The sequence below is a fragment of the Crossiella cryophila genome, from assembly GCF_014204915.1.
In the GTDB taxonomy this organism is placed as follows: Bacteria; Actinomycetota; Actinomycetes; order Mycobacteriales; family Pseudonocardiaceae; genus Crossiella; species Crossiella cryophila.
Genome location: NZ_JACHMH010000001.1, coordinates 7,985,646 through 8,007,978, shown reverse-complemented (window position 1 = coordinate 8,007,978; position 22,333 = coordinate 7,985,646). Strand labels below are relative to the sequence as shown.

19 protein-coding genes are annotated in these 22,333 nt (G+C 70.5%); 11 read left to right on the top strand and 8 right to left on the bottom strand.

Annotated features, from left to right (window positions below; genetic code table 11):
* Nucleotides 1-6: 6 nt before the first annotated feature.
* Nucleotides 7-1,881 carry an ABC transporter ATP-binding protein gene (locus HNR67_RS34340; protein WP_185006714.1) on the top strand — a complete coding sequence of 625 codons (1,875 nt, stop codon included), beginning with the start codon at nt 7-9 and terminating at the stop codon, nt 1,879-1,881.
* A gap of 240 nt (nt 1,882-2,121) precedes the next feature.
* Here HNR67_RS34340 and HNR67_RS34335 read toward each other — a convergent pair whose 3' ends face one another.
* Nucleotides 2,122-3,738, bottom strand: coding sequence for a penicillin-binding transpeptidase domain-containing protein (locus tag HNR67_RS34335; protein ID WP_185006712.1), 1,617 nt, complete (start codon nt 3,736-3,738; stop codon nt 2,122-2,124).
* Nucleotides 3,739-3,846: 108 nt separating this feature from the next.
* On the bottom strand, nt 3,847-4,563 hold the full coding sequence (locus tag HNR67_RS34330) for a sugar isomerase domain-containing protein (protein WP_185006710.1): 717 nt from the start codon (nt 4,561-4,563) through the stop codon (nt 3,847-3,849).
* 123 nt (nt 4,564-4,686) lie between these two features.
* Between HNR67_RS34330 and HNR67_RS34325 the strand changes: the two genes are divergently transcribed.
* Together HNR67_RS34325 and HNR67_RS34320 are read left to right on the top strand one after the other, a co-directional pair.
* Entirely contained in the window at nt 4,687-5,442 is a 756-nt protein-coding gene (locus HNR67_RS34325) for a DeoR/GlpR family DNA-binding transcription regulator (protein ID WP_312988690.1), read from the top strand.
* Between the two features lie 58 nt (nt 5,443-5,500).
* A complete protein-coding gene (locus HNR67_RS34320; RefSeq protein WP_185006708.1) occupies nt 5,501-6,625 on the top strand; it encodes an MFS transporter in 1,125 nt (374 codons plus the stop codon).
* 136 nt (nt 6,626-6,761) lie between these two features.
* Here HNR67_RS34320 and HNR67_RS34315 read toward each other — a convergent pair whose 3' ends face one another.
* Both HNR67_RS34315 and HNR67_RS34310 read right to left on the bottom strand, forming a co-directional pair.
* The gene (locus HNR67_RS34315) at nt 6,762-7,283 is read right to left on the bottom strand and encodes a hypothetical protein (protein WP_185006707.1); all 522 of its coding nucleotides are present in this window, start codon (nt 7,281-7,283) and stop codon (nt 6,762-6,764) included.
* 4 nt (nt 7,284-7,287) lie between these two features.
* Nucleotides 7,288-8,454 (bottom strand): APC family permease, encoded by a 1,167-nt coding sequence (locus tag HNR67_RS34310; protein WP_312988688.1) that lies wholly within the window; start codon nt 8,452-8,454, stop codon nt 7,288-7,290.
* Between the two features lie 132 nt (nt 8,455-8,586).
* Here HNR67_RS34310 and HNR67_RS34305 point away from each other — a divergent pair, with 132 nt between their 5' ends.
* The 4 genes from HNR67_RS34305 (at nt 8,587) to hisG (ending at nt 12,192) form a co-directional block, all read left to right on the top strand.
* Nucleotides 8,587-9,171 (top strand): TetR/AcrR family transcriptional regulator, encoded by a 585-nt coding sequence (locus tag HNR67_RS34305; RefSeq protein WP_312988687.1) that lies wholly within the window; start codon nt 8,587-8,589, stop codon nt 9,169-9,171.
* A gap of 71 nt (nt 9,172-9,242) precedes the next feature.
* The gene (locus tag HNR67_RS34300; RefSeq protein ID WP_185006703.1) at nt 9,243-10,988 is read left to right on the top strand and encodes a hydroxysqualene dehydroxylase; all 1,746 of its coding nucleotides are present in this window, start codon (nt 9,243-9,245) and stop codon (nt 10,986-10,988) included.
* A gap of 66 nt (nt 10,989-11,054) precedes the next feature.
* Nucleotides 11,055-11,318 carry a phosphoribosyl-ATP diphosphatase gene (locus tag HNR67_RS34295; protein ID WP_312988685.1) on the top strand — a complete coding sequence of 88 codons (264 nt, stop codon included), beginning with the start codon at nt 11,055-11,057 and terminating at the stop codon, nt 11,316-11,318.
* Nucleotides 11,319-11,346: 28 nt separating this feature from the next.
* On the top strand, nt 11,347-12,192 hold the full coding sequence (gene hisG / locus HNR67_RS34290; protein ID WP_185006699.1) for an ATP phosphoribosyltransferase: 846 nt from the start codon (nt 11,347-11,349) through the stop codon (nt 12,190-12,192).
* Between the two features lie 56 nt (nt 12,193-12,248).
* On the opposite strand, the gene HNR67_RS34285 is transcribed toward hisG, so the two are convergent.
* Both HNR67_RS34285 and HNR67_RS34280 read right to left on the bottom strand, forming a co-directional pair.
* On the bottom strand, nt 12,249-13,052 hold the full coding sequence (locus tag HNR67_RS34285; RefSeq protein ID WP_312988683.1) for an N-acetylmuramoyl-L-alanine amidase: 804 nt from the start codon (nt 13,050-13,052) through the stop codon (nt 12,249-12,251).
* Nucleotides 13,053-13,206: 154 nt separating this feature from the next.
* On the bottom strand, nt 13,207-14,142 hold the full coding sequence (locus HNR67_RS34280; RefSeq protein ID WP_185006695.1) for a RecB family exonuclease: 936 nt from the start codon (nt 14,140-14,142) through the stop codon (nt 13,207-13,209).
* Nucleotides 14,143-14,226: 84 nt separating this feature from the next.
* Here HNR67_RS34280 and HNR67_RS34275 point away from each other — a divergent pair, with 84 nt between their 5' ends.
* Nucleotides 14,227-15,360, top strand: coding sequence for a site-2 protease family protein (locus HNR67_RS34275; RefSeq protein ID WP_185006693.1), 1,134 nt, complete (start codon nt 14,227-14,229; stop codon nt 15,358-15,360).
* Between the two features lie 93 nt (nt 15,361-15,453).
* Nucleotides 15,454-16,284, top strand: a complete 831-nt coding sequence (locus HNR67_RS34270; RefSeq protein WP_185006691.1) for a tRNA (adenine-N1)-methyltransferase — start codon at nt 15,454-15,456, stop codon at nt 16,282-16,284.
* 947 nt (nt 16,285-17,231) lie between these two features.
* On the opposite strand, the gene HNR67_RS45245 is transcribed toward HNR67_RS34270, so the two are convergent.
* Both HNR67_RS45245 and HNR67_RS34260 read right to left on the bottom strand, forming a co-directional pair.
* Entirely contained in the window at nt 17,232-18,209 is a 978-nt protein-coding gene (locus HNR67_RS45245; protein WP_246492659.1) for an Rv0361 family membrane protein, read from the bottom strand.
* 36 nt (nt 18,210-18,245) lie between these two features.
* Nucleotides 18,246-18,722 (bottom strand): hypothetical protein, encoded by a 477-nt coding sequence (locus HNR67_RS34260; protein WP_185006689.1) that lies wholly within the window; start codon nt 18,720-18,722, stop codon nt 18,246-18,248.
* Between the two features lie 435 nt (nt 18,723-19,157).
* Here HNR67_RS34260 and arc point away from each other — a divergent pair, with 435 nt between their 5' ends.
* Together arc and HNR67_RS34250 are read left to right on the top strand one after the other, a co-directional pair.
* Nucleotides 19,158-20,948 carry a proteasome ATPase gene (arc, locus tag HNR67_RS34255; protein WP_185006687.1) on the top strand — a complete coding sequence of 597 codons (1,791 nt, stop codon included), beginning with the start codon at nt 19,158-19,160 and terminating at the stop codon, nt 20,946-20,948.
* An 83-nt stretch (nt 20,949-21,031) separates the two neighbouring features.
* The gene (locus HNR67_RS34250; RefSeq protein ID WP_185006685.1) at nt 21,032-21,691 is read left to right on the top strand and encodes a hypothetical protein; all 660 of its coding nucleotides are present in this window, start codon (nt 21,032-21,034) and stop codon (nt 21,689-21,691) included.
* The last annotated feature ends 642 nt before the right edge of the window (nt 21,692-22,333 follow it).

Genomic DNA, 22,333 nt, shown 5'->3' with positions numbered 1-22,333 from the left:
GGGGCCGTGGACGGCACGTGGATGTTGATGCGTGGGGCGATGCGCCAGGACGCCGCCGGTAAGAAGGTGCGGCGCGGCACCCTGCGACGGGTGCTCTCCTTCGCGCGCCCGCACCGCGGGAAGTTGCTGGTCTTCCTCGGGTTGACCGTCATCTCCGCGGTGCTCGCGGTCAGCACCCCGGTGCTGGCCGGACAGGTGGTCAACGCGATCGTGGACGGCGGGGACTCGGGCCTTGTCGTCCGCATCGCGCTGCTCATCGCCGCCATCGCCCTGCTCGGCGCGGCGATCGGCCTGGTCGAGCGCTGGCTGTCCTCGCGGATCGGTGAAGGGCTGATCTATGACCTGCGGCGGGCGGTGTTCGAGCACGTCCAGGAGCTGCCGGTGGCCTTCTTCTCCCGGACCCGCACCGGCGCGCTGGTCAGCAGGCTCAACAACGACGTGGTCGGCGCGCAGCGGGCGTTCACCTCCACCGTGTCCGGGGTGCTCACCAACGTCATCCAGCTCGCCCTCGCCCTCGGCGTGATGCTGACGCTGTCCTGGCAGGTCACCGTGCTGGCGATGCTGCTGCTGCCGGTGTTCGTGCTGCCGGCCAGGCGGGTCGGGCGGCGGATGGCCGATCTGCAGCGCGAGGCCGCCGGGCACAACGCGGGCATGACCAACCAGATGACCGAACGCTTCTCCGCACCGGGGGCGACCCTGGTGAAGCTGTTCGGGCGGCCGCGTGAGGAGGCCGAGGAGTTCGGCGCGCGGGCGGCGCGGGTGCGCGATATCGGCGTGCGCAACGCGATGACCACGATGTCCTTCGTCACCGCGCTGACCCTGGTGTCCAGCCTGGCGCTCGCGCTGGTCTACGGACTTGGTGGCTGGCTGGCGATCCAGGGCCAGCTCGCGGCTGGAACCGTTGTCTCCCTTGCCCTTCTGCTGACCCGGCTGTACTCGCCGCTGACCGCGCTGGCGAACGCGCGGGTGGATGTGATGAGCGCGCTGGTCTCCTTCGAGCGGGTTTTCGAGGTGCTGGACCTGACGCCGTCGATCACCGAACGGGCCGACCCGCGGACCGTGCCGCCGGGTGGGGTGTCGGTGGAGTTCCAGGGGGTGCGCTTCGGATATCCCGCGCCGAGCCGGGTTTCCCTTGCCTCACTTGAGGATGTGGAGACCCTGGACAAGCGGGGTGGCGAGGAGGTGTTGCACGGCATCAGTTTCCGGGCTGAGGCTGGGCAGCTTGTCGCGCTGGTGGGGTCTTCGGGGGCGGGCAAGTCCACCATCGCTTCTTTGGTGCCAAGGCTTTACGACGTGGACGCCGGGTCCATTCGACTGTCCGATGTGGACGTTCGGGATCTGTCATTCGACGCGATCCGGGATGTTGTCGGTGTGGTGACGCAGGACGGTCATCTCTTCCACGACACCATTGGCGCCAACCTGCGTTACGGGCGTCCGGCGGCCACCGATGAGGAGGTCTGGACCGCGTTGCGGCAGGCGCGGCTGGCCGATCTGGTCGCCGGGTTGCCGGATGGGCTGGAGACGGTGGTGGGGGAGCGGGGGTATCGGCTCTCCGGTGGGGAGCGGCAGCGGTTGACGATCGCGCGGTTGTTGCTGGCGCAGCCTCGGGTGGTGATCCTGGATGAGGCGACGGCGCATCTGGACTCGAGTTCGGAGGCGGCTGTGCAGGAGGCGTTGAGCGCGGCGCTGGCCGATCGGACGGCGTTGGTGATCGCGCACCGGTTGTCGACCATCCGGGCGGCTGATGTGATCTTGGTGATCGAGGATGGGCGGATTCTGGAGCGGGGGTCGCATGCTGAGTTGCTGGTCAAGGATGGGCGGTATGCGGAGTTGTATCGGACCCAGTTCGCGGAGGATCCGCTGTTGCCGCAGGCTGGGTGAGTGATCTCGCTCGGGGGATGTTCGAGAAGCCACCCCCGCTGCCCGTCCTCCGGGCTTCGCCCGCCCACAACGGCCAACGTGCCGTACAACAACGGCCAACACACCGTCCCAGAACGGCCAACACGCCGTACCAGAACGGCCAACACGCGCGGAGGGTTGAAACCCTCGCCGGCGTGTTGGCCGTTTTCGTACCGTGTGTTGGCCGTTCTTGTACCGGGTGTTGGCCGTTGTGGTGCGGGGTTAGGCGTTGTGGGACTTGAGGAATTGGGCGGCCATGGTTACGGCTGGTTTGGAGCTGCCCGCGTTGTCGATCAGGACGGCGAAGGCGATGTTGTTGCGGAAGCCGGTGAACCAGCCGTGGGCCTGGGTGCCGTCGCCGAATTGGGCGGTGCCGGTTTTTCCGTGTACCGGGCCGAGGCCGTTGAGGGGTTTGGCGGTGCCGTTGGTGACCACGCCGCGCATCAGGGTGCGCAGCTGGTTGGCCACGTTGGCGGGGAGCAGGGCGCCGGGGCCATTGACGGTGGTTTTCTGGCCGCGGACCAGGATCGGGACCGGCCTGCGGCCGCCTGCCGCGACGGTGGCGGATACCAGGGCCATGCCGAAGGGGCTGGTGCGGACCTGGCCCTGGCCGAAGCTCGCCTCGACCTGGGCGGCGGGGGAGGCGGGGGTGGGCACGCTGCCGGTGTTGGTGGTGATGCCCATGACGTCGAAGTCCGCGCCGATGCCGAGCTGGCGGGCGGCATCGGGCAGGGTGCTGGTGGGCAGGTCCGCGGCCAGGCGGGCGAAGGTGGTGTTGCAGGACTGGGCGAAGGCGGTGCTCAGGGGGACCTCGCCCAGGTCGAAGTTGTCGTCGTTGCGGACCCGGCGTTGCTTGATCACGTCTTCCTTGGGGCAGGGCAGGACGGTGCCGGGGTCGGCTTTGCCTGCCTGAAGGACGGCCGCCGCGGTGACCACCTTGAACGTGGAGCCTGGCTCGTACAGGCCGGTCAGGGCGGGCAGGCCCTTGGCGTCGGCGGCGGGGTTCTGGGCGATGGCCAGGATCTCGCCGGTGGAGCGGATGGCCACGATCATGGCGGGGTTGGATTTCTGGGTGTTCACCGCCGCCTGGGCCGCGGCCTGGACCTGGGGTAGCAGGGTGAGCGCGGCGTTGTTGGCCGCCTTGCCCTTGCGTTCGGCGAGGGTGGTGGTGACCTTGCCGTCGGGCTCCTTGAGCACCAGGGCCCAGCTCAGTTCGCCCTGCAGGTCACCGGCCAGCGCGCGGCGCACGGTGGGCAGGAGCTGGGGTGAGAGGTCGTTGCCCGCAACGGGTTTGCCGTCGCCGCCGATCAGTTCGCCGTCGGCGTTGGCGGTGGTCATCGACAGCGTGCGGCCCGCGGCGAACTGCGGGTGCAGCACCTCAGGGGCCCAGCGCACCGCCCAGCTGCCGTTCTCCTTGCGCAGCGGCAGCGTGTGTTCGTACTCCCAGACCCGCCCGCCGCCGAAGAGCCAGCGCGCGGTGAACGGCACGCTCAACTCGGACTGCTCCGGTGCGGGCGCCGGGGTGGCCTTGGCCCTGAGGGTGACCATCTCCGGCCGGGTGTCCTGGGCCGGGTTGCGCAGTGCCTTGAGCACCGGTTCGGCCGCGGCGCGGTTGTCGGTGAGTCCGGCCGAGCTGCCGATGTCGTTGTTGCCGAAGGCGGAGAGGAATCCGGTGGCCGCCTCGGCGGCGAGCACCGGCCTGCGTCCCGGTGTGGACGAGCCCGGTTTCTCCTGCTCCGCCTCCGGACCCCAGAACGCCAGCACCCCGGCGACCGCGGCGGCCGCCGTGACCACCGCCCCGCCGGTGAGTAACCAGTTCCGCGCACGCCTGCTGACCACGTAGAGCCCCTCATCCCCCGTGCGGGCACTTCCGCCCGCCCCGGGGGACCCTATTCAGGGCTTGAACGCGTCCTCAATAGGTAGTTCTACTTTTGGTCCATTCCGGGGCTATTCCAGGACCGGCACCAGCGGCAGGTAACGGGCCATCAGGTCCTTGTTCGCCTCGTCGCCGCCGACCATGTTCGCGCTGCGCCACAACGGCAACCGGATCCCGGCCGCGGTGGCCGCGTCCTGCAGGCCGACCAGCAGCAGGTTCCACAGGAAGCCGTTGGCCAGCGAGGACAGCGGGGCGGTGGCGGGGGAGTCGGCGGGGTAGCTGGCGTCGCCGACCCGGACCAGGTTGTCCAGCACCACGGTGGACTCGGCGGCCAGGGTGGTGCCGGAGCGGCTGGGTGCGGCGGCGCTGGCCTCGCGGGAGGTCACCCCGACCACCGGGCGGCCCGCGGCGACCGCGGCCTTGGCCAGCTCCACCGGGTACGGGTTGACGCCGCTGGTGGAGAAGACGATCAGCAGGTCGTCCGGGCCGAACGGCTTCTCGCCCAGGGTCTCCGCGGCCAGGCCCGCGCGGCGCTCGGCCACCGTGCTGGCCCGCGCGCCGTGCATGGGCAGCAGGTCCGGGTGGTAGATCGGGCGCACGCAGGCCAGGCCGCCCGCGCGGTAGAAGGTCTCGGCCACCGCGGCCAGGGAGTGCCCCGCACCGGCGGTGTGGATCAGGCCGTCGGCCCGCACGACGTCCAGGAGCAGGCCGACGACCTGCGCCACGGCCTCGGTGTTGGCCTCCTCCACCCGCTGGAGGTGCTCGTGCACGGTGGCTGCGTATCCCATGGGGCTCCTCCATGAAACGACAAGTGGTCCATACCACTCTGCCGTCCGTGTCAAGATCCGTTCATCCCATGTTCCTTCTGAAACCGGTTGCGCGGCGAACATTGTTTGTGTTCGTATGAACGCGTGGAAAGTGTGCAGCGGCACGAAATGATCCTGACCGCGCTCCGGGAGCGCTCCCGGGTCACGGTAGTGGAGTTGGCCGAACTCACCCAGTGTTCGGAGATGACCATCCGCCGGGATCTCGACGTACTGGAGCGGGACGGGCTGTTGCGCCGGGTGCGCGGCGCCGCGGTGAGCATGCTGGCCGGTGAGGAGACGCCGTTCGCGGTGCGCAGCCGTCAGCACGTGGACGCCAAGCGCCGGATCGGACTGGCCGTGGCCGCGCTGCTCGACGACGGGGAGAGCGTGGTCTTCGACAGCGGCACCACCGCGCTGGAGGCGGCCAGGGCGGCGCAGCACCTGCGGCTGACCGTGCTGCCGCTGTCCCTGCACATCGCGGCGGCCTTCGAGCACACCGAGCACGTGCACCAGGTGCTGCCCGGCGGTGACGTGCGCAAACCCGAACAGGCCTTCATCGGGCCGCTCACCGAGTACGCGCTGGACCGGATGCGCTTCGACACCCTGGTGCTGGGCTGCTGCGGGATCAGCGGCCGGGACGGGGTGACCGCGTTCGACCTGGCCGAATCGCAGGTCAAGCGGGCCGCGGTGCGGGCATCGGCGCGGGTGGTGGCCGCGGTGGACGCCTCCAAGCTGGGGCGGCGGGCCTTCGCCAGGGTGTGCGAGCTGGGCGCGCTGGACGTGCTGGTGACCGACACCGCCGCGCCGGCGGACGAACTGGACCAACTACGCAAGGCTGGAGTGGAGGTGCACTGTGTCTGAGACCGGCGTGCTCGCCCCTACGCGATCCGCACGGACCGCCCGTTTAACGCTGTCCGGGGTGTTCACCCTGCACGCACTGGTGTTCGCGACCTGGACGCCCTACATCCCGTTGGTCAAGGCCAAACTCGCGCTCAGCGACGGCCAGCTGGGCATCGCGCTGCTCGGCGGACCGGTGGGCGCGCTGCTGGCGATCCTGTGCACCGGGGCGCTGGTGTCCTGGCTGGGCAGTCGCAAGGTCATGGTGATCACCGCGATCGGCTACGGCCTGTCCGCGGGCCTGCTGGGCCTGGCGGACTCCCTGGCCGGGCTGTTCGTCGCGCTGGCGGTCTGGGGCGCGTTCCAGGGTTCCCTGGACGTGGCGATGAACGCGCAGGCGGTGCTGGTGGAACGGGCCTACGGCCGCTCGGTGATGTCCAGTTTCCACGCCTGCTGGAGCCTGGGCGCGGCCGCGGGCGGCGCGATCGGCGGTCTGGCCATCGCCTTCGGGCTGTCCCTGACCACGCAGATGCTGCTGGTCGGCGCGGTGGTGCTGGTCTTCGTCCCGGCCACCACCCGGCTGGCCCTGGACGGCGACCGCTCGGCCAAGCACGAACGCAAGGAGAAGGGCGGCGTCTCCTTCCCGCTCAAGGACCGCAAGCTGCTCGCCCTGGGCGCGCTCATGCTGGCCGCGGTGCTCTGCGAGGGCGCGGCGGCGGAGTGGTCGGCGCTGTACCTGAAGGAGAACCTGGGCACCTCGCCCGCCTTCGCCGGGTTCGCCTTCAGCGCCTTCGCCCTGAGCATGTTCCTGGGCCGGGCCATGGGTGACCGCTGGGTGAGCCGCTTCGGCGGCCGCGCGGTGGTCGGCACCCTGGCCTCGGTGGCCGTGGTGGTCTTCACCGCGGCGCTGCTCATCGGCCACCCGTGGGCCGCCCTGCTCGGCTTCGCCACCCTCGGCCTCGGCGTGGCCTGCGCCGTCCCGGTGGTCTTCAGCAGCGCGGCCGCCCTGCCCGGCCGCCACGCGGCCCAGGCCATCGCCGCGGTCTCGGCGGCGGCCTGGCCCGGCTTCCTGCTGGGCCCGCCGATGATCGGCGGCCTGGCCCAGGCCTTCACCCTGCCGGTGGCCTTGTTCGTGCTGCCGCTGCTGTGCGTGGGAGTGGTGGTGGGCGCCCGCTTCACCCTGCGAGGCAAGGAAACCCCCGCCTGACCGCTCGATAACGGCCAACACGGCGTACGAGAACGGCCAACACACGGTACGACATCGGCCAACACGCGCGGAGGGGGGAAACCCTCGCCGGCGTGTTGGCCGTTGTTGTACGGGTCGTTGGCCGTTGTGGGTGGGGTTACCAGGACCAGAGGAAGCCGAGCCAGGGGGCTTCGGGGGCGGCCTGGCGCCATTCCAGGGCGGCGGCGCAGGGGGCGGAATCTACCCGGCGCAACGTCAGGGTGATCCGGTCCTGTGGCTCGGACAGTGACAACGTCACCAGCGTGGCCCGATCCGTGCTCGACAGCACCCCGGAACTCCGCCGACCGTTGGCCGTCAGCGTCCAGGCGACCCGGCTGTCCGGGCAGTCCGAGTCCCCCTGCGCGAGCACCCCGCCCAGGGTGCTGGTGTCACTGCGGCTGGTCGTCCAGGTCGTGCTCAGCTCGCCGCTGGCCGGCAGGTCCCAGCGGTAGTCCTTCTCCCGCGGGCACGGCAGCAAACCGTCCAGGCCGATCGAGGCCTGGCAGGTGTAGGTCGACACCTCGCCGGGCACCGTGCCGTCGGCGTAACTCAGGTGCGGGCGCAGGTGCGGGGCGGCGATCAACGCCAACAGCCCGGCCACCAGGAGGGCCCCCATGGCCAGTCCGGACAAGACCAGCATTCGTTCACCACGCACCACCACCCCAGATGAGCACACCGGCGAGCAGGACACAACCGACAAGTCCGGCAATCGGGATCCAGCGGGCCGGCCGGAACTCCGGTTCCAGGGTCCACGCGGCCGCGTTGGCCACCGCGTAGTAGAGCAGCACGCCGAAGGAGGAGAAGGCGATGGCCTGCCTCAGGTCCAGCGTGGCGGCCGCGGTGGCGGCCAGCAGGCCGACCACCACCTCGGCCCGGTGCGGGACCTGGTGGCGTGGGTGCACGGCCGCCAGCAGCCTCGGCAGGTTCCCGTCGCGGGCCATCGCGAAGGCGGTGCGGGAGACGCCGAGCACCAGCGCGAGCAGGGCGCCGAGGGCGGCGATCGCGCCCAGGATGGAGATCACCCAGCCGTACTCGCGCAGTGGGGTGATCTCCAGCACGGTGCGCAGTGGGGCGGGGGAGGCGGCCAGGCCCTGGGCGCCGACGGTGGCCAGCGCGGCCACCGCGAGCAGCGTGTACACGGCCAGTGCGATGGCCAGGGCCAGTGGCACCGCGCGGGTCAGGGTGCGGCGCGGGTCGCGGACCTCCTCGCCGAGGGTGGCGATCCGGGCGTAGCCGGCGAAGGCGAAGAACAGCAGTGCCGCCGCGGTCAGCACCCCGGTCGGGCTGTGCGGGACGAGCCGCTCGGCCTGGGGCGCGCCGGTGGTCAGGGCCAGCACACCCAGCGCCACCAGGCAGACCAGCACGATCGCCACGATCACCCTGGCCAGCCTGGCGCCGCGTTGCACCCCGAAGTAGTTCAGCGCGGTCAGTCCGAGCACCGCGGCCACCGCCACCGGCCGGGCGTGGGCGGGCCACAGGTACTGGCCGACGGTCAGCGCCATCGCCGCGCAGCTGGCCGTCTTGCCGAGCACGAAACACCAGCCCGCGAGGTTGCCCCAGAGGGCGCCGAGTCGTTCCCGGCCGTAGACGTAGGCGCCGCCGGAGGTCGGGTAGCGCAGCGCGAGCCGCAGGGTGGAGGTGGCGTTGCAGTAGGCGATCAGCGCGGCCAGGGCCAGTGCGGGCAGCAGTCCGGCGCCCGCGGCCGCGGCGGCCGGGCCCAGGGCGCTGAACACGCCGGCGCCGATCATCGCGGCCAGGCCGATGGTCACCGCGTCAGCGGTGCCGAGGCGGCGGGCCAGGGGTATGGTCACGGGGACATGATCCACCCTGGCTGGTCATGATCGTATACCGAGTACTAAGATGAACGTGTTGTGAATACTGGTCGGGGAGACGGAAAGCGCAGGTCGACGCGTCGGGAACTGCTGGCTGACACGGCGATCGAGGTGCTCGCGCGCGAGGGCGGCCGAGGGCTGACCCACCGCGCGGTCGACCGCGCCGCCGATGTCCCGGTCGGCACCACCAAGAACTACTTCCCCACCCGCGACTCCCTGCTGGCCGCCGCGGCCCGCCGGATGGCCCAGGAACACGGCGAGGCCGTCCAGCAGTTGCGCGACACCACTCCGGCCGGGGTCACGCCCAGTCAGGTCAGCGAGCTGTACCCGGCGCTGCTGCACCGCGCGCTGCAGGGCGATCGCACCCAGATCCTGGCCATGTTCGAGCTGTACCTGGAGGGCGTGCGCAGCCCCGAGGTGCGCGAGGCCCTCGGCGAGATGGTGCGGGCCAACGCCGCCGCCATCGCCGAGGTGCACCACGCGGCCGGACTGGCCACCACCGCCAAGGACGCCGGACTGCTCGACGCCTACCTGCTCGGCGTGGCCATCTCACTGCTCGCGCTGCCCGCCGACACCCTGCGCGCGGTCGGCATGGACGACCCCTACGGCCTGGGGCTTGGGCTGTTCGCGGCGGTCGTGCCCGGTCTGGACCAGCCGGCCGACACGGACCGCGACGGGCACGCCGAACACGCCTGAGCAGGTCCAGCCGATCGGGCACTGTCCGCTCATCCGCACCGCCGCCTAGGGTTTTTCCCAGGGGTGTGGTCATGGGTGGTCTGACTCGGCGGAGCTTGCTCTCCCACGGGGTCGCGCTGGGCGGCGCGGCGGCATTGGGTGTGCCGGCCGGACGCGCGCCCGCCCGGAAAGCGGCGGGCACGGTGCTCGTGCTGGGCGGCGGCATCGGCGGCCTCACCGCGGCGCACGAACTGGCCGAACGCGGCTTCGCCGTCACCGTGCTGGAACGTAGGGAACCCGGCGGCAAGGCACGCAGCATCCCGGTGCCCGGCACCGGATCCGGCGGCAGACCGGACCTGCCAGGCGAGCACGGTTTCCGGTTCTTCCCCGGCTTCTACCGCAACCTGCCGGACACCATGCGCCGCATCCCGTTCCCGGGCAACCGCGATGGCGTGCACGACAACCTGGTGGACGCCTCGACGTTCCGGCTGGCCCGCGCCGGCGGCCGGTTCGACCTGTTCGTGCCACTGAAACTGCCCCTGCCCAGCCTGGACCCGGTGCTGCTGCTGCCCGCGCTGATCGCGTTGCTGGACACCGCGCTGCGCCTGCCGCCCTGGGAGAGCGCGCACTTCGCCAACCGCCTGGCCGTCTACCTGACCAGCGGCGACGAACGGCGGCTCGGCCAGTGGGAACACACCGCGTGGTGGGACTTCATCGGCGCGGCCACCCGGTCCGCGGAGTACGGGAAGGTCTTCGGCGTCGGCCTGACCCGGCTGCTGGTCGCGGTGCGCGCCGAGGAGGCGGGCTCGCACACGGTCGGCCTGATCCTGGAGGCATTCCTCAACACCGCGCTGGGCCGCGGCAACGACGGCGCGGTGGACCGGGTGCTCAACGCACCCACCAACGAGGCCTGGATCGACCCCTGGACCACCCACCTGCGCTCCCTCGGCGTGCGCTTCGAGACCGGCACCGCCGAACGCCTGCACTGCGCGGGCGGGCGGATCACCGGCGTCACCGTGCGCACCGCGGCCGGGACCGCGCAGGTGAGTGCTGACCACTACGTCTGCGCCGTCCCGGTGGAGCGCGCGCCCGCGCTGTGGGGGCCGGAGGTGCTGGCCGCCGACCCCCGGCTGCGGCTGGTCCAGGAGCTGCGCACGGAGTGGATGAGCGGGGTCCTGTTCTACCTGCGGCGCAAGCTGCCGCTGGTGCACGGGCACGTCAGCTACGTGGACACGCCGTGGGCGCTCACCTCGATCAGCCAGGCCCAGTTCTGGCGCGGCGGCGACCTGCGCCGCTACGGCGACGGCAGCGTGCCGGAATGCCTGTCCACGATCATCTCCGACTGGGACACCCCCGGCATCGTGCACCGCAAACCAGCCCGCTTCTGCACCCGGCAGCAGCTCTTCGACGAGGTCTGGGCGCAGCTGGAGGCCAGCCTGGAGGACACCGGCGACCAGGTTCTGCGACCGGCTGACCTGCACTCCTGGTTCCTGGATCCGGCCATCACCGAGCTGGGCGCCCCCGGCGGCGCGCGCAGCGAGGAGCCGCTGCTGATCCACCCGGTGGACTCCTGGGCGCGGCGGCCGGCGGCGGCCACCGCGATCCCGAACCTGTTCCTGGCCGCCGACTACGTGCGCACCGACGTCAACCTGGCGACCATGGAGGGCGCCAACGAGGCAGGCAGGCTGGCCGCGAACGCGGTGCTGGACGCGGCCGGGTCCAGCGCGCCGAGGGCCAGGCTGTTCACCCTGTTCCGCGCCCCGGAGTTGCGTGGACTTCAGCAGGAGGACACCCGCCGTTACCGGGCAGGCCTGCCCAACCTGTTCGACCAGGGCTGAGCCGCTGGTCACACCGGTGCCCCCGGCGATCGTGCCGGGCGGGCCGGGATGGAAGGATTCAGTGCCGTGAAGACGTTCGACCAGCTGTTCGCCGAGCTTTCCGAGCGGGCGACGACCCGGCCCGAGGGGTCCGGCACCGTCGCGGCGCTGGACGCCGGGGTGCACGCCCAGGGCAAGAAGGTCCTCGAAGAGGCCGGGGAGGTGTGGCTGGCCGCCGAACACGAGTCCGACGCCGAACTCGCCGAGGAGATCTCCCAGCTGCTCTACCGCCTCCAGGTGCTCATGATCGGCCGGGGGCTCACCCTGGACGACGTCTACCGATATCTGTAAGACCACCACGACCACGGAGTAGGACGCCATGTTGCGTGTCGCGGTGCCCAACAAGGGCACGCTGTCCGGATTCGCCAGCGAGATGCTTGCCGAGGCGGGTTACCGGGGCCGACATGAGCAGCGCGACCTGACCGTGCTCGACCCGGTCAACGACGTCGAGTTCTTCTTCCTGCGCCCCAAGGACATCGCCATCTACGTCGGCTCCGGCGAGCTGGACATGGGGATCACCGGCCGGGACCTCGCGCTGGACTCCGGCGCGCCGGTCACCGAACGGCTCGCGCTCGGCTTCGGCGGCTCCACCTTCCGCTACGCCGGCACCGCGGGCCGGGAGTGGTCGGTCAAGGACCTCGACGGCAAGCGGGTGGCCACCGCCTACCCGCGCCTGGTCCGGGCCAGCCTGGCCGAACACGGCGTCAGCGCCGAGGTGATCCGCCTGGACGGCGCGGTGGAGATCTCCATCCAGCTCGGCGTGGCCGACGCGGTGGCCGATGTGGTCGGCTCCGGCCGCACCCTGCGCCAGCACGGCCTGGTGGCCTTCGGCGACCCGATCTGCGTGTCCGAGGCGGTGCTGGTCGAACGCGCCGGTTCCGCCGAGACCCCGGAGAAGGCGCAGCTGGCGGCCCGTGTGCAGGGCGTGGTCTTCGCCCAGCAGTACCTGATGCTGGACTACGACTGCCCGCGCTCGCTGCTGGACGACGCGGTCAACCTGACCCCTGGGCTGGAGTCGCCGACGGTGGCGCCGCTGGCGGATCCGCTGTGGGTGGCGGTGCGGGCGATGGTGCCGCGCAAGGAAGCCAACCTGATCATGGACCGGCTGGCGGCCTTGGGCGCGAAGGCGGTCCTGACCTCGGACATCCGTTCCTGCCGACTCTGATCACCACGACGCTGCCCCCGGCCCGCCACTGGCGAGCCGGGGGCAGCGTCGGTTCGTCAGGCCTTGCGGCGGCTGAGTTCGGCCGCGGCGGCCTTGGCCAGCATCTCCAGGTCGGCGTCGGAGAGTTCGGCCACCTCCGGCAGGCCCTCGTTCTCGGCGGCCTTGGCGATCAGGTTCGCCAGCGGGCCCGCGTGCCGGACGCCCGCGATGCCGGGGCGCAGCAGGCCGAGCAGTTCATCCAGCTTCTCCGCGACATCGCGATTCCTGACCACGAAGGCCGATAGCGACTGCGGGTCGGCGCCGGGACCCAATGGCATGTCCAGCGTGGCGGCGGCGACCTCTTTCGGTGATGGCAAATCGTCCTCCCCTGACTGACCCCCGGCCTTGGCCATGACCAAGTCCCAGGGAAAATTCGGTCCGGGATCCCAGTGGGAGCCCTCCTTCTTGCCCACCGTCCAGTCGTGGTGCCCGATGACACCGGACTCGCCGGCCGCGACCTGCGCCGGGGTGAGCTTGCGCAGCGGGATGCCCCGCGCGCGACAGCGTTCGGCGATCCACTGCGCGGTCAGCTCCAGCATCCGCGGATGCTCCAGCCATTCCGCCCGGCTCCACTTGGCGAACCCGCACAGCTCCGCGTTGTCGCTGATCGGGTTGCCGGAGCGCAGGGTCCACGCTGCCCGGTCGTAGTTGACGTACTGCTCGATCCGCTTGTCGTCGATGCCGACGTGGCTCGACGCCTGCGTCTTGCCCTGAAAGAACCGGCCGAGCGCCTCAGCCGTGCGGGCGCCCTCCGCGGTGTGCACCACGACGAGCCGGACCCGGGCGCCCCCGCGCCCGCTGTGATGTGGTGATTGGATCACATTAATCCCCCTGGCAATGATCGAATTCCGCCGGGAAACGGGGTACCGGCGAACCGATGGCTCCGTTATAGCGAAACGATCTGGGGGGCGCCCGCGAATTCGCGGAAAGATTAGGCAAACGGCCGAACCAATGCCCAATGGGGCAGTGGGGCGGTCAGTCCGTTCGGTCCAGCACCGTCTCCGCGTCAGCGGTCGGCTCGGGCCAGCCGGGGTAGGCCGGCGGGGTGCCGCCGAACTCCGGGCAGAGCGCCTTGTGGTTGCAGTAGTCGCACAACCGGCTGCGGCTGGGCCGGAAGTCACCGGTGCGGCCCGCGGTCAGGATGGCCTGCCAGATCGCCGAGACCAGGCGCTCGAAGCGGCGCAGTTCGGCCTCGTCCGGGGCGTATTTCAGCGTTTCCCGGTTGGCCAGGTACATCAACTGGAGTTGCCTGGGCACCACGCCGCGCAGTTTCCACAGCGCGAGCGCGTAGAACTTCATCTGGAACAGCGCCTTGGCCTCGCCGATCTCCCTCGGCGCGTTGCCGGTCTTGTAGTCGACCACCCGGATCTCGCCGGTGGGGGCCACGTCCAGGCGGTCGATGTAGCCGCGCAGCAGCACCCCGTTGTCCAGCTCGGTCTCCACCAGCAGCTCGCAGGCCTCCGGCTGCAACCGGCGCGGGTCCTCCAGGCCGAAGTAGGAGTCCAGCAGCCCGCGCGCGGAGGCCAGCCAGGGCTCCTGCTCGGGGTCCTCGGCGCCGGTGAACAGCTCCTCGGCCAGCTCGGGGCGCTCCTGCTGCAGCTTCTGCCAGGCCGGTTCGACCAGGGCGTAGGCGGTGGCCGGGACCCGCTCGGCGGCCGGTTTGGCGAACAGCTCCTCCAGCACCGCGTGCACCAGCGTGCCGCGCACCTGGGCCTTGGTGGCCTTCTCCGGCAACCGGTCCACCGCGCGCAGCCGGTAGAGCAGCGGGCACTGCTTGAAGTCGCTGGCGCGGGAGGGGGACAGCGCGAGCCTGCGCACCGGTCGGCGCGGGGCGGGCACCGTCGACTCACCGAGGGCCTGCCCGGTCGAGGAGATCGCATCCCGCGCGCTGTCCGTCACACTCCGCACCATAAGCCAGACCCCCGACAGCCCTGTTCACCGACGCCGGTGCGCCGTCACCCCGACACCACACCGGGATGTCTAGGCTCACCGTTCGTGACCACCCTCCCCGGCCGACGGCCGCGCCTGCGTGACGGCGGTCTGTTGCTGGGCCGGGTCGGCGGGGTGCCGGTGCTGCTCGCGCACTCCTGGTGGCTGCTCGCGGCGGTGATCGTGGTGCTGTACACGCCGCTGGTGGAGATGATCGTGCCCGGCACCAGCCTGGTGATCTCGGCGATCATGGCCGCGGTGTTCGCGGTGCTGCTGGCCGCCTCGGTGCTGCTGCACGAGCTGGGACACGTGGTGGTGGCGTTGCGGCTGGGCCTGCCGGTGCGGCGGGTGCGGCTGCAGCTGCTGGGCGGGGCGGCCGAACTCATGCGCACGCCGACCAGACCGGGTCAGGAGGGCTGGGTGGCCGCGGCCGGGCCCGCGGTGTCGGTGGGACTGGCCGCGCTGGCCGGACTCGGCCTGCTGCTGGTCCCCGGCGGCGGGGTGCTGTGGCTGCTGATCGCCCAGCTCGCGGTGGCCAACGCGGCGGTCGCGGTGATCAACCTGCTGCCCGGCCTGCCGCTGGACGGCGGGCGGGTGCTGCGCGCGCTGGTGTGGGCGGCCACCGGGAAGCGGATGACCGGCACCAGGGTCGCGGTGATCGGCGCGGGCGTGGTGGCCGCCGCGATGATCTGGTGGGCGGTCATGGGCCTGGCGGGCAACACCCCCGACCGCTGGCTGCGGCTGGCCGTCTGCGTGCTGATGGCCTGGTTCGTGGTGCTCGGCGCGGGCGCGGAGATGGCCAACGAACAACAACGCACCTGGCCCGCGGGCCTGACCCTGGCCGACCTGGTCCGCCCGGTGCTCCAGCTGCCCGCGGAGAGCCCGGTCGCCGACGCCCTGGACGCCTCGGCCGGTAGGGGAGTGGTCCTGGTCCGCGCCGACGGCGTGGCCGCCGGCCTGCTCGACGCCACCGCCGCGGCCCGGCTGGCCGCGGTGAGCCCACTGGCCCCGGCCGAACGCGCGGCCGAGCCGATCAACGCCGAAACGGTCATCCTGGACTCCGAACCGGGCGAGGAGATCATCGACCGGGTACGCGGAACCGCGGCCTGGCAGTTCCTGGTGGTGGACGAGGACGGCCGTCCCGCCGGGGTGCTGCACCGCGAGGACCTGCGGGACGCGCTGCGCCGACGCCGGGGCTAGGTCGTGCGTGCCGGGGGCCATCTGCGAGGATCGTGCGCCAGCTTGAGTTCAGAATGGGCGCACGAGGCGCCAGTATTGCGGAGGTAAGACCCGGTGAGTTCCACCAGCGGCCCGTTCCAGCCCGGCGACCGGGTGCAACTCACCGACCCCAAGGGCCGCAAGTACACCGTTGTCCTGGAAGAGGGCAAGGAGTACCACACCCACCGCGGCGCCATCCCGCACGACCTGCTCATCGGCCAGCCCGAGGGCTCGGTGGTCAACTCCGTCGGCGGCACCACGTTCCTGGCCCTGCGCCCCCTGCTGTCGGACTACGTGCTGTCGATGCCGCGCGGCGCCCAGGTCATCTACCCCAAGGACGCCGCCCAGATCCTGATGTGGGGCGACATCTTCCCCGGCGCCCGGGTCCTGGAGGCCGGAGCAGGCTCCGGCGCCCTCACCTGCTCCCTGCTGCGCGCCGTCGGCGACAAGGGCAGCGTCGCGTCCTGGGAGATCCGCGAGGACCACCGCGAACACGCCGAACGCAACGTCACCCGCTTCTTCGGCGAACTCCCCGCCAACTGGACCCTCACCCTCGGCGACGTCAGCCACTACGACGGCGGCGAGGTCGACCGGGTCATCCTGGACATGCTCGCCCCCTGGGACGTCCTCCCCACCATCGCGCAGAAACTGATCCCCGGCGGCGTCCTGGTCGTCTACGTGGCCACCACCACCCAGCTCTCCAAGGTCACCGAAGCCCTGCGCGAACAGGAGATGTGGACCGAACCCCAGGCCTTCGAGACCCTCATGCGCCCCTGGCACGTGGTCGGCCTGGCAGTCCGCCCGGAACACCGCATGGTCGGCCACACGGCTTTCCTGCTGACGGCCCGCCGCCTGGCCGAAGGCGTGGTCACCCCGAAGCCCCAACGCCGCTCCGGCAAGAGCTGACCCGTACGACAACGGCCAACACGCCGGCGAGGGTTCAACCCTCCGCGCGTGTTGGCCGTTCTTGTACGCCACGTTGGCCGTTCTTGTACGCCATAGGCGATTGCGTGCGGGCGGAGCCCGGGGACGGGCGGCCGGGGTGGCTTTTCAACACTCCCCGAGCGGTTCCCCCATCCCCGTCAGCCTGGAGAGGACACACCACATCCCGGGTGCGCAGACCGCAACCTGCCGCCGCCCTAGCCTCTCAACCGCAACGGTCTGCGTGCCCGGGATGTGGTTTGGTATCGGAGGGCTGACGGGGATGGGGGAACCGCACGAGCACTGCTCTTCATCTTTGCTCTTGTTCTTGGATTTTCCCCCCCATCCTTTGATTCCTGCCCGTCCGGCGAGGACGATCTTGATCGTCGCTCGTGTACCTCAGCAACAGAGGCCACAAGCGCAAAGATCAAGAGCGGAAAAGATGGCCTCGCCGGCCGGGCAGACCACCGGAGGGGGGAGGGCAGATCAAACCCCGGGATGAGCAGGTTGCGGGGCGGGGTTTGGGCTGCCGGGGCCGGTTCCAGCGTGGCTCCGAGGGCTCGTGTGTTCTCCGTACGGCCTTCCGCAAGCCAACCACACCCCGAGGAGCGGCCCCGGTCACGTTGGGTTGGCCGGGCGGCGGATTGTGTTGCAGGGGCCGCTCCTCGGGGCGCGGTCAGCAAGCTCCAGGCCGTACGGAGAACACACGAGAACCCTCGTCGTGGGGGTCTACCCCCAACCCCAACCCCAACCCCAACCCCCGGCCTGCGGCCGTACAACAACGGCCAACGACCCGTCCCACAACGGCCAACACGGCGTACAAGAACGGCCAACACTCGGTACGACAACGGCCAACACGCCGTACGACAACGGCCAACACGCCGGGGGCTTGTGAAGCCTGTCGGTGTGTTGGCCGTTGTCGTACGGGGGGATCAGCCGCCGGTGGTGGGGAGGGGAGGCAGGCTGAGGCTGGGGATGGTGAAGCTGGGGATGGTGATCTTCGGGAAGGACGGGAGGGAGAGGCTCGGCCTCGGCGTGCTGCCGCTAGAGCCGCCGCCCGGCTTCTCCGCGGCCGCGATCAGCCCGCACATCCGCCACTCGCTGTTCTCCTTCACCAGCTTGAAGCTGCGTTCCTGCTTGCTCTCCTTGCCGGTGCTGCCCGTGCTGACCTGGTCCGCCTTCACCGTGCCGGTGCCGGCGTCCTCGTTGGCCTCCACCGCGGTGATGGTGATGGTCGCCTTGCTGTTGTGCGCGGTGGTGCTCCTGGTCTGGGTCGCGGTGCTCGAGGACCGGTTCTTCTCCACGATCTCGCGCCGCTCGCGCAGGTTCTTCATGTCATCCGCGCACAGGTACGGCTGGTAGTCCTTCTCCGGGTTGATGTCCAGCACGCTCTTGTCGAAGTCGCGCTGGTAGTTGGCCAGCACGGCCGTGGCCTGCTCGCGCGCGTCCGGGCCCTGGTTGAGGAAGTACAGCGCCGCGCCGCCGCCGCCGAGCACCACCACGCCCGCGACCGCCGCGGCCACGATGATGCCGGTCTTGTTCTTCCGGGGCTGGCCCTGCGCCGCCTGGTAGGCCGCGTACTGCGGGCCGCCGTACTGCGGCTGCTGCTCGTAGCCCTGCTGCGGGAAGCCGCCGGTGGGCGGGTAGCCGGGCTGCTGGCCGTACCCGCCGGGCTGCTGCTGGCCGTACGGGTCCTGCCCGTACCCCGGCTGCTGCCCGTACCCGGGTTGCTGCCCCGGACCGGGCTGCGGTTGCCCGTAACCGGGCTGCTGGCCGTACCCCGGGTCCTGGCCGTACCCGGGCTGCTGCTGGCCGTAGCCGGGCTGTTGCTGCCCGTACGGGTCCGGCTGCTGGCCGGGCTGCTGTCCATACGGATCCTGGCCGTACGGGCCCTGCGGGGGGTAGGTCACCTCGGCGCTCCTTCGTCGTCGGTGGTGTCGCGTTCGTCAGCCGCCGGAGCCGGGTGGCGTCGGCCGGGGGAAGTCGATTTCCGGGGTGATCCCGCAAATCGTCCAGCCCTCGTCCTGGGTCAGCGCGAGCTTGTTCCTGATTCTCAATGACCCGGCCGCGGTTTGCGCCTCCAACGTGACCACAGCGCTACCGGATGTCCCGCTCTCCGTTACCTGACTGGCAGTCGCGGTGCTCCGTGCGCCCAAACGCTCGCGCGCCCTGGCCGCGTCGCTCTCGGCCTGCTTGCGGTAGGCGGGGCAGTACAGGTCCGGGTTGCCGATGTCCTCGTTCACCGACTTCACGTACGCCTGCACCGCCTCCTGCGCGGTGTCGAAGCCGGTGTCGCCGGTGAAACCGAGCACCAGGATGGTCACCAGACCCAGCCCGGCCACCCCCGCGCCGCCGATCACCCAGGCGAGCGGGTTGGGGTGCTGTCCCGGCGACAGGGGGTAGCCGGTGTGCGGGCCCTGCACCGGATAACCGGCCTCGGGGGCCGGCTTCGGCTGCCGCAGTTTTCGTCCCAGATATTGGTACGCTGCGGAAAGTCCACCCGGTCGTTGCTCCGGTCCAGTTCGGGGCGGCAAAACCGGTTGCTGTGGGTAGCCACTGGGCTGTTGTCCCCAGCCAACTTGCCGGCCCGTTGGTCCCGGCTGAGGTGGTGGGACGGACATCAGGATCTCCTATGGGTACCGCTCGCGCCGCCGATCCGCCCATTCGGGCGCTGACCGACCTCTACCCGACGCACCGTAGTGGGTGACCGGTAGGTCCTTACACCGAGATGGAGCAGTTCGACCGGCCGAGTGGGCGGTTGTGACCTTTCGCCACGCCCGGTTGCCATGTAGAACAACGTTGTTGTCGGTGATCGCCGGTACCGTGAACGGACAGAGCACGGGAGGAGGGGTGCCGACATGCAGCACGATCGTCCCGGCAGCCAGCCCGACGAGGGTGGCGAGCGGATCAGCGGTGGCACGGCCGCTGAACTCAGTGCACAGATTCGGTTCCTTGAGGACGAGCTGGCCCTGGTACGCCGAAAGCTCGCCGAGTCGCCTCGGCACGCGCGGCTGCTGGAACAGCGACTTGCCGAGGCCACAACTCGTGTGAGCCAGCTCACAGAACGCAATGCCAAGCTGGTCGAGACGCTGAAGGAAGCCCGCGGTCAGCTGCTGGCCCTGCGCGAAGAGGTCGATCGCCTCGCGCAGCCGCCCAGTGGCTACGGCGTCTTCCTGGCCCGCTACGAGGACTCCACGGTGGACGTGTTCACCGCGGGGCGCCGGATGCGGGTCGCGGTGTCGCCGGCCGTCGAAGCGGAGAGCCTCCAGTTCGGTCAGAGCGTCAGGTTGAACGAGGCGCTGACCGTGGTGGAGGGCGGCTCGTTCGAGCGCACCGGCGAGGTGTGTTCGCTCCGCGAGGTGCTGCACGAGGGCGAGGGCCTGGCCAGGGCGCTCATCGTCGGGCACGCCGATGAGGAGCGGGTGGTGTGGCTGGCCGAGCCCTTGCTCGAGCAGCCGCTCAAGCCCGGCGACTCCCTGCTGGTCGACTCCAAGGCAGGCTTCGCCTACGAGCGGGTGCCCAAGGCCGAGGTCGAGGACCTGGTGCTGGAAGAGGTTCCGGACATCGGGTACGAGGACATCGGCGGCCTGTTCAAGCAGATCGAGCAGATCCGCGACGCGGTGGAGCTGCCGTTCCTGCACGCCGAACTCTTCCGCGAGTACGAGCTGCGCCCGCCCAAGGGCGTGCTGCTCTACGGCCCGCCCGGCTGTGGCAAGACGCTGATCGCCAAGGCGGTGGCGAACTCCCTGGCGAAGAAGGTCGCCGCGCACCGTGGTGACACCGACGGCCAGGCGAAGTCCTACTTCCTCAACATCAAGGGCCCGGAGCTGCTGAACAAGTTCGTCGGGGAGACCGAGCGGCACATCCGCCTGATCTTCCAGCGGGCTCGGGAGAAGGCATCCGAGGGCACCCCGGTGATCGTGTTCTTCGACGAGATGGACTCGATCTTCCGTACCCGTGGCAGCGGTGTCTCCTCCGACGTCGAGACCACCATCGTTCCCCAGCTCCTCAGCGAGATCGACGGCGTCGAGGGCCTGGAGAACGTGATCGTGATCGGCGCCTCCAACCGCGAGGACATGATCGACCCGGCCATCCTCCGGCCAGGGCGGCTCGATGTGAAGATCAAGATCGAGCGGCCGGACGCCGAGGCGGCCAAGGACATCTTCGCCAAGTACCTGACCTCGACCCTGCCGATCCACGAGGAAGACCTCCTGGAGTTCGGCGGCGACCGGTCGACGTGCATCCAGGCGATGATCCAGCACACGGTGGAGCGGATGTACTCCGAGACGGAGGACAACCGCTTCCTGGAGGTCACCTACGCCAACGGTGACAAGGAGATCCTGTACTTCAAGGACTTCAACTCCGGCGCGATGATCCAGAACATCGTGGACCGGGCGAAGAAGGCCGCGATCAAGGCGGTACTGGACACCAAGCAGCCCGGTCTGCGCGTCCAGCACCTGCACGACGCGATCGTGGACGAGTTCGCCGAGAACGAGGACCTGCCCAACACGACCAACCCGGACGACTGGGCCAGGATCTCCGGCAAGAAGGGCGAGCGCATCGTCTACATCCGCACCCTGGTGACCGGAAAGAACCAGGAAGCCGGACGGGCGATCGACACCGCCAGCAACACCGGCCAGTACCTGTAACACCACGGACACCCAAGGCCCGGTCATCCCCCTAGGGGGTGGCCGGGCCTTCCGCCGTGATCACTTTCGCTACCGTGGAACCCGTGAGCGAGCCGGACATCTCGCCCGTCCTGCGCCAGGTGCGGGAGCGGGCCACCGCCTTGCCGGGGGGCACGATCACCTGGCGCACCTGGCACTGCCTGCTGTGGTGGTGCCGCCTGGGCGAGGGCCGCACCCGGTTCCGGGCCCGCTGGCTGCGGGAGAACCGCGAGATCATCGAGACCGCCGCCAAGGACAACGACCTCCCACCCGAGGTCCTGGCAGGCGTCGCCTACCAGGAGGTCGGCGAGAAGCCGATGGTCCTGGACGACATCGTGGACTGGCTGCGCCGCAACGTGCCGCAACGACTGCTGCCGGGCCGCGCGGCGGGCAACCCGGACTACACCTCCTACGGGCCGATGGCGATCCAGGTGCGGCGGGGCGCGGAGGCGCTGGGGTATGACCCGGGGGCGTTGGGGGCGGGGCAGCGGCGGGAGATCATCGCGACGCTGAAGGAGCCGCGGCAGGGGATCTATGTGGCGGCGATCCATCTGGCGGGGTTGCGGCGGGAGGCCGGGTTCGTGGGGGAGTTGGGGGAGGGGCAGGGGGCGGAGCTGACGGCCCGGTACAACGGGGGGCCGTATTGGCGTGGGCGGCAGGCGCAGCGGTACGCGCGGCGCTACCGGGAGAGCCTGCCGGTACTGCGCGAGTTGTTGGGCAGCTGACCCGGCGTCGCTCCGGAGTCGGGGGCGTACGAGTTCGGCCAACACGGCGTCCCACAACGGCCAACACCCGGTACAAGAACGGCCAACACGCGGTACAAGAACGGCCAACACGCCGACGAGGGTTTCAACCCTCCGCGCGTGTTGGCCGTTCTGGGACGGTGTGTTGGCCGTTGTCGTACGCCACGTTGGCCGTTCTTGTACGCCTTGGGCGATCGCGACCGGGCGAAGCCCGACCACGGGCAGCCGGGGTGGCTTTTCAAACCCCACCCGAGCGGTTCCCCATCCCCGTCAGCCTGGAGAGGACACACCGCATCCTGGGCGCGCGGACCCGCAACCCGCCGCCGCCCTAGCCACCCAACCGCAGGGGTCCGCGCGCCCAGGATGTGGTTTGGTATCGGAGGGCTGACGGGGATGGGGAACCGTGCGAGCACTGCTCTGTGCCTTTGATTTTCCCCCCCCATCCTTTGATTTCTGCCCGTCCGGCGAGGACGCCTTTGATCGTCGCTCTTGACCCAACCCGTCCCAGAACGGCCAACGTGGCGTACGAGAACGGCCAACACGCGGGAGTGGTTTGGACCACAGGGCCCGTATGGCCCTTTGGGGGGTATCTCGGGGTAAGTCCGGGGTTGCACCGGTGGCGGG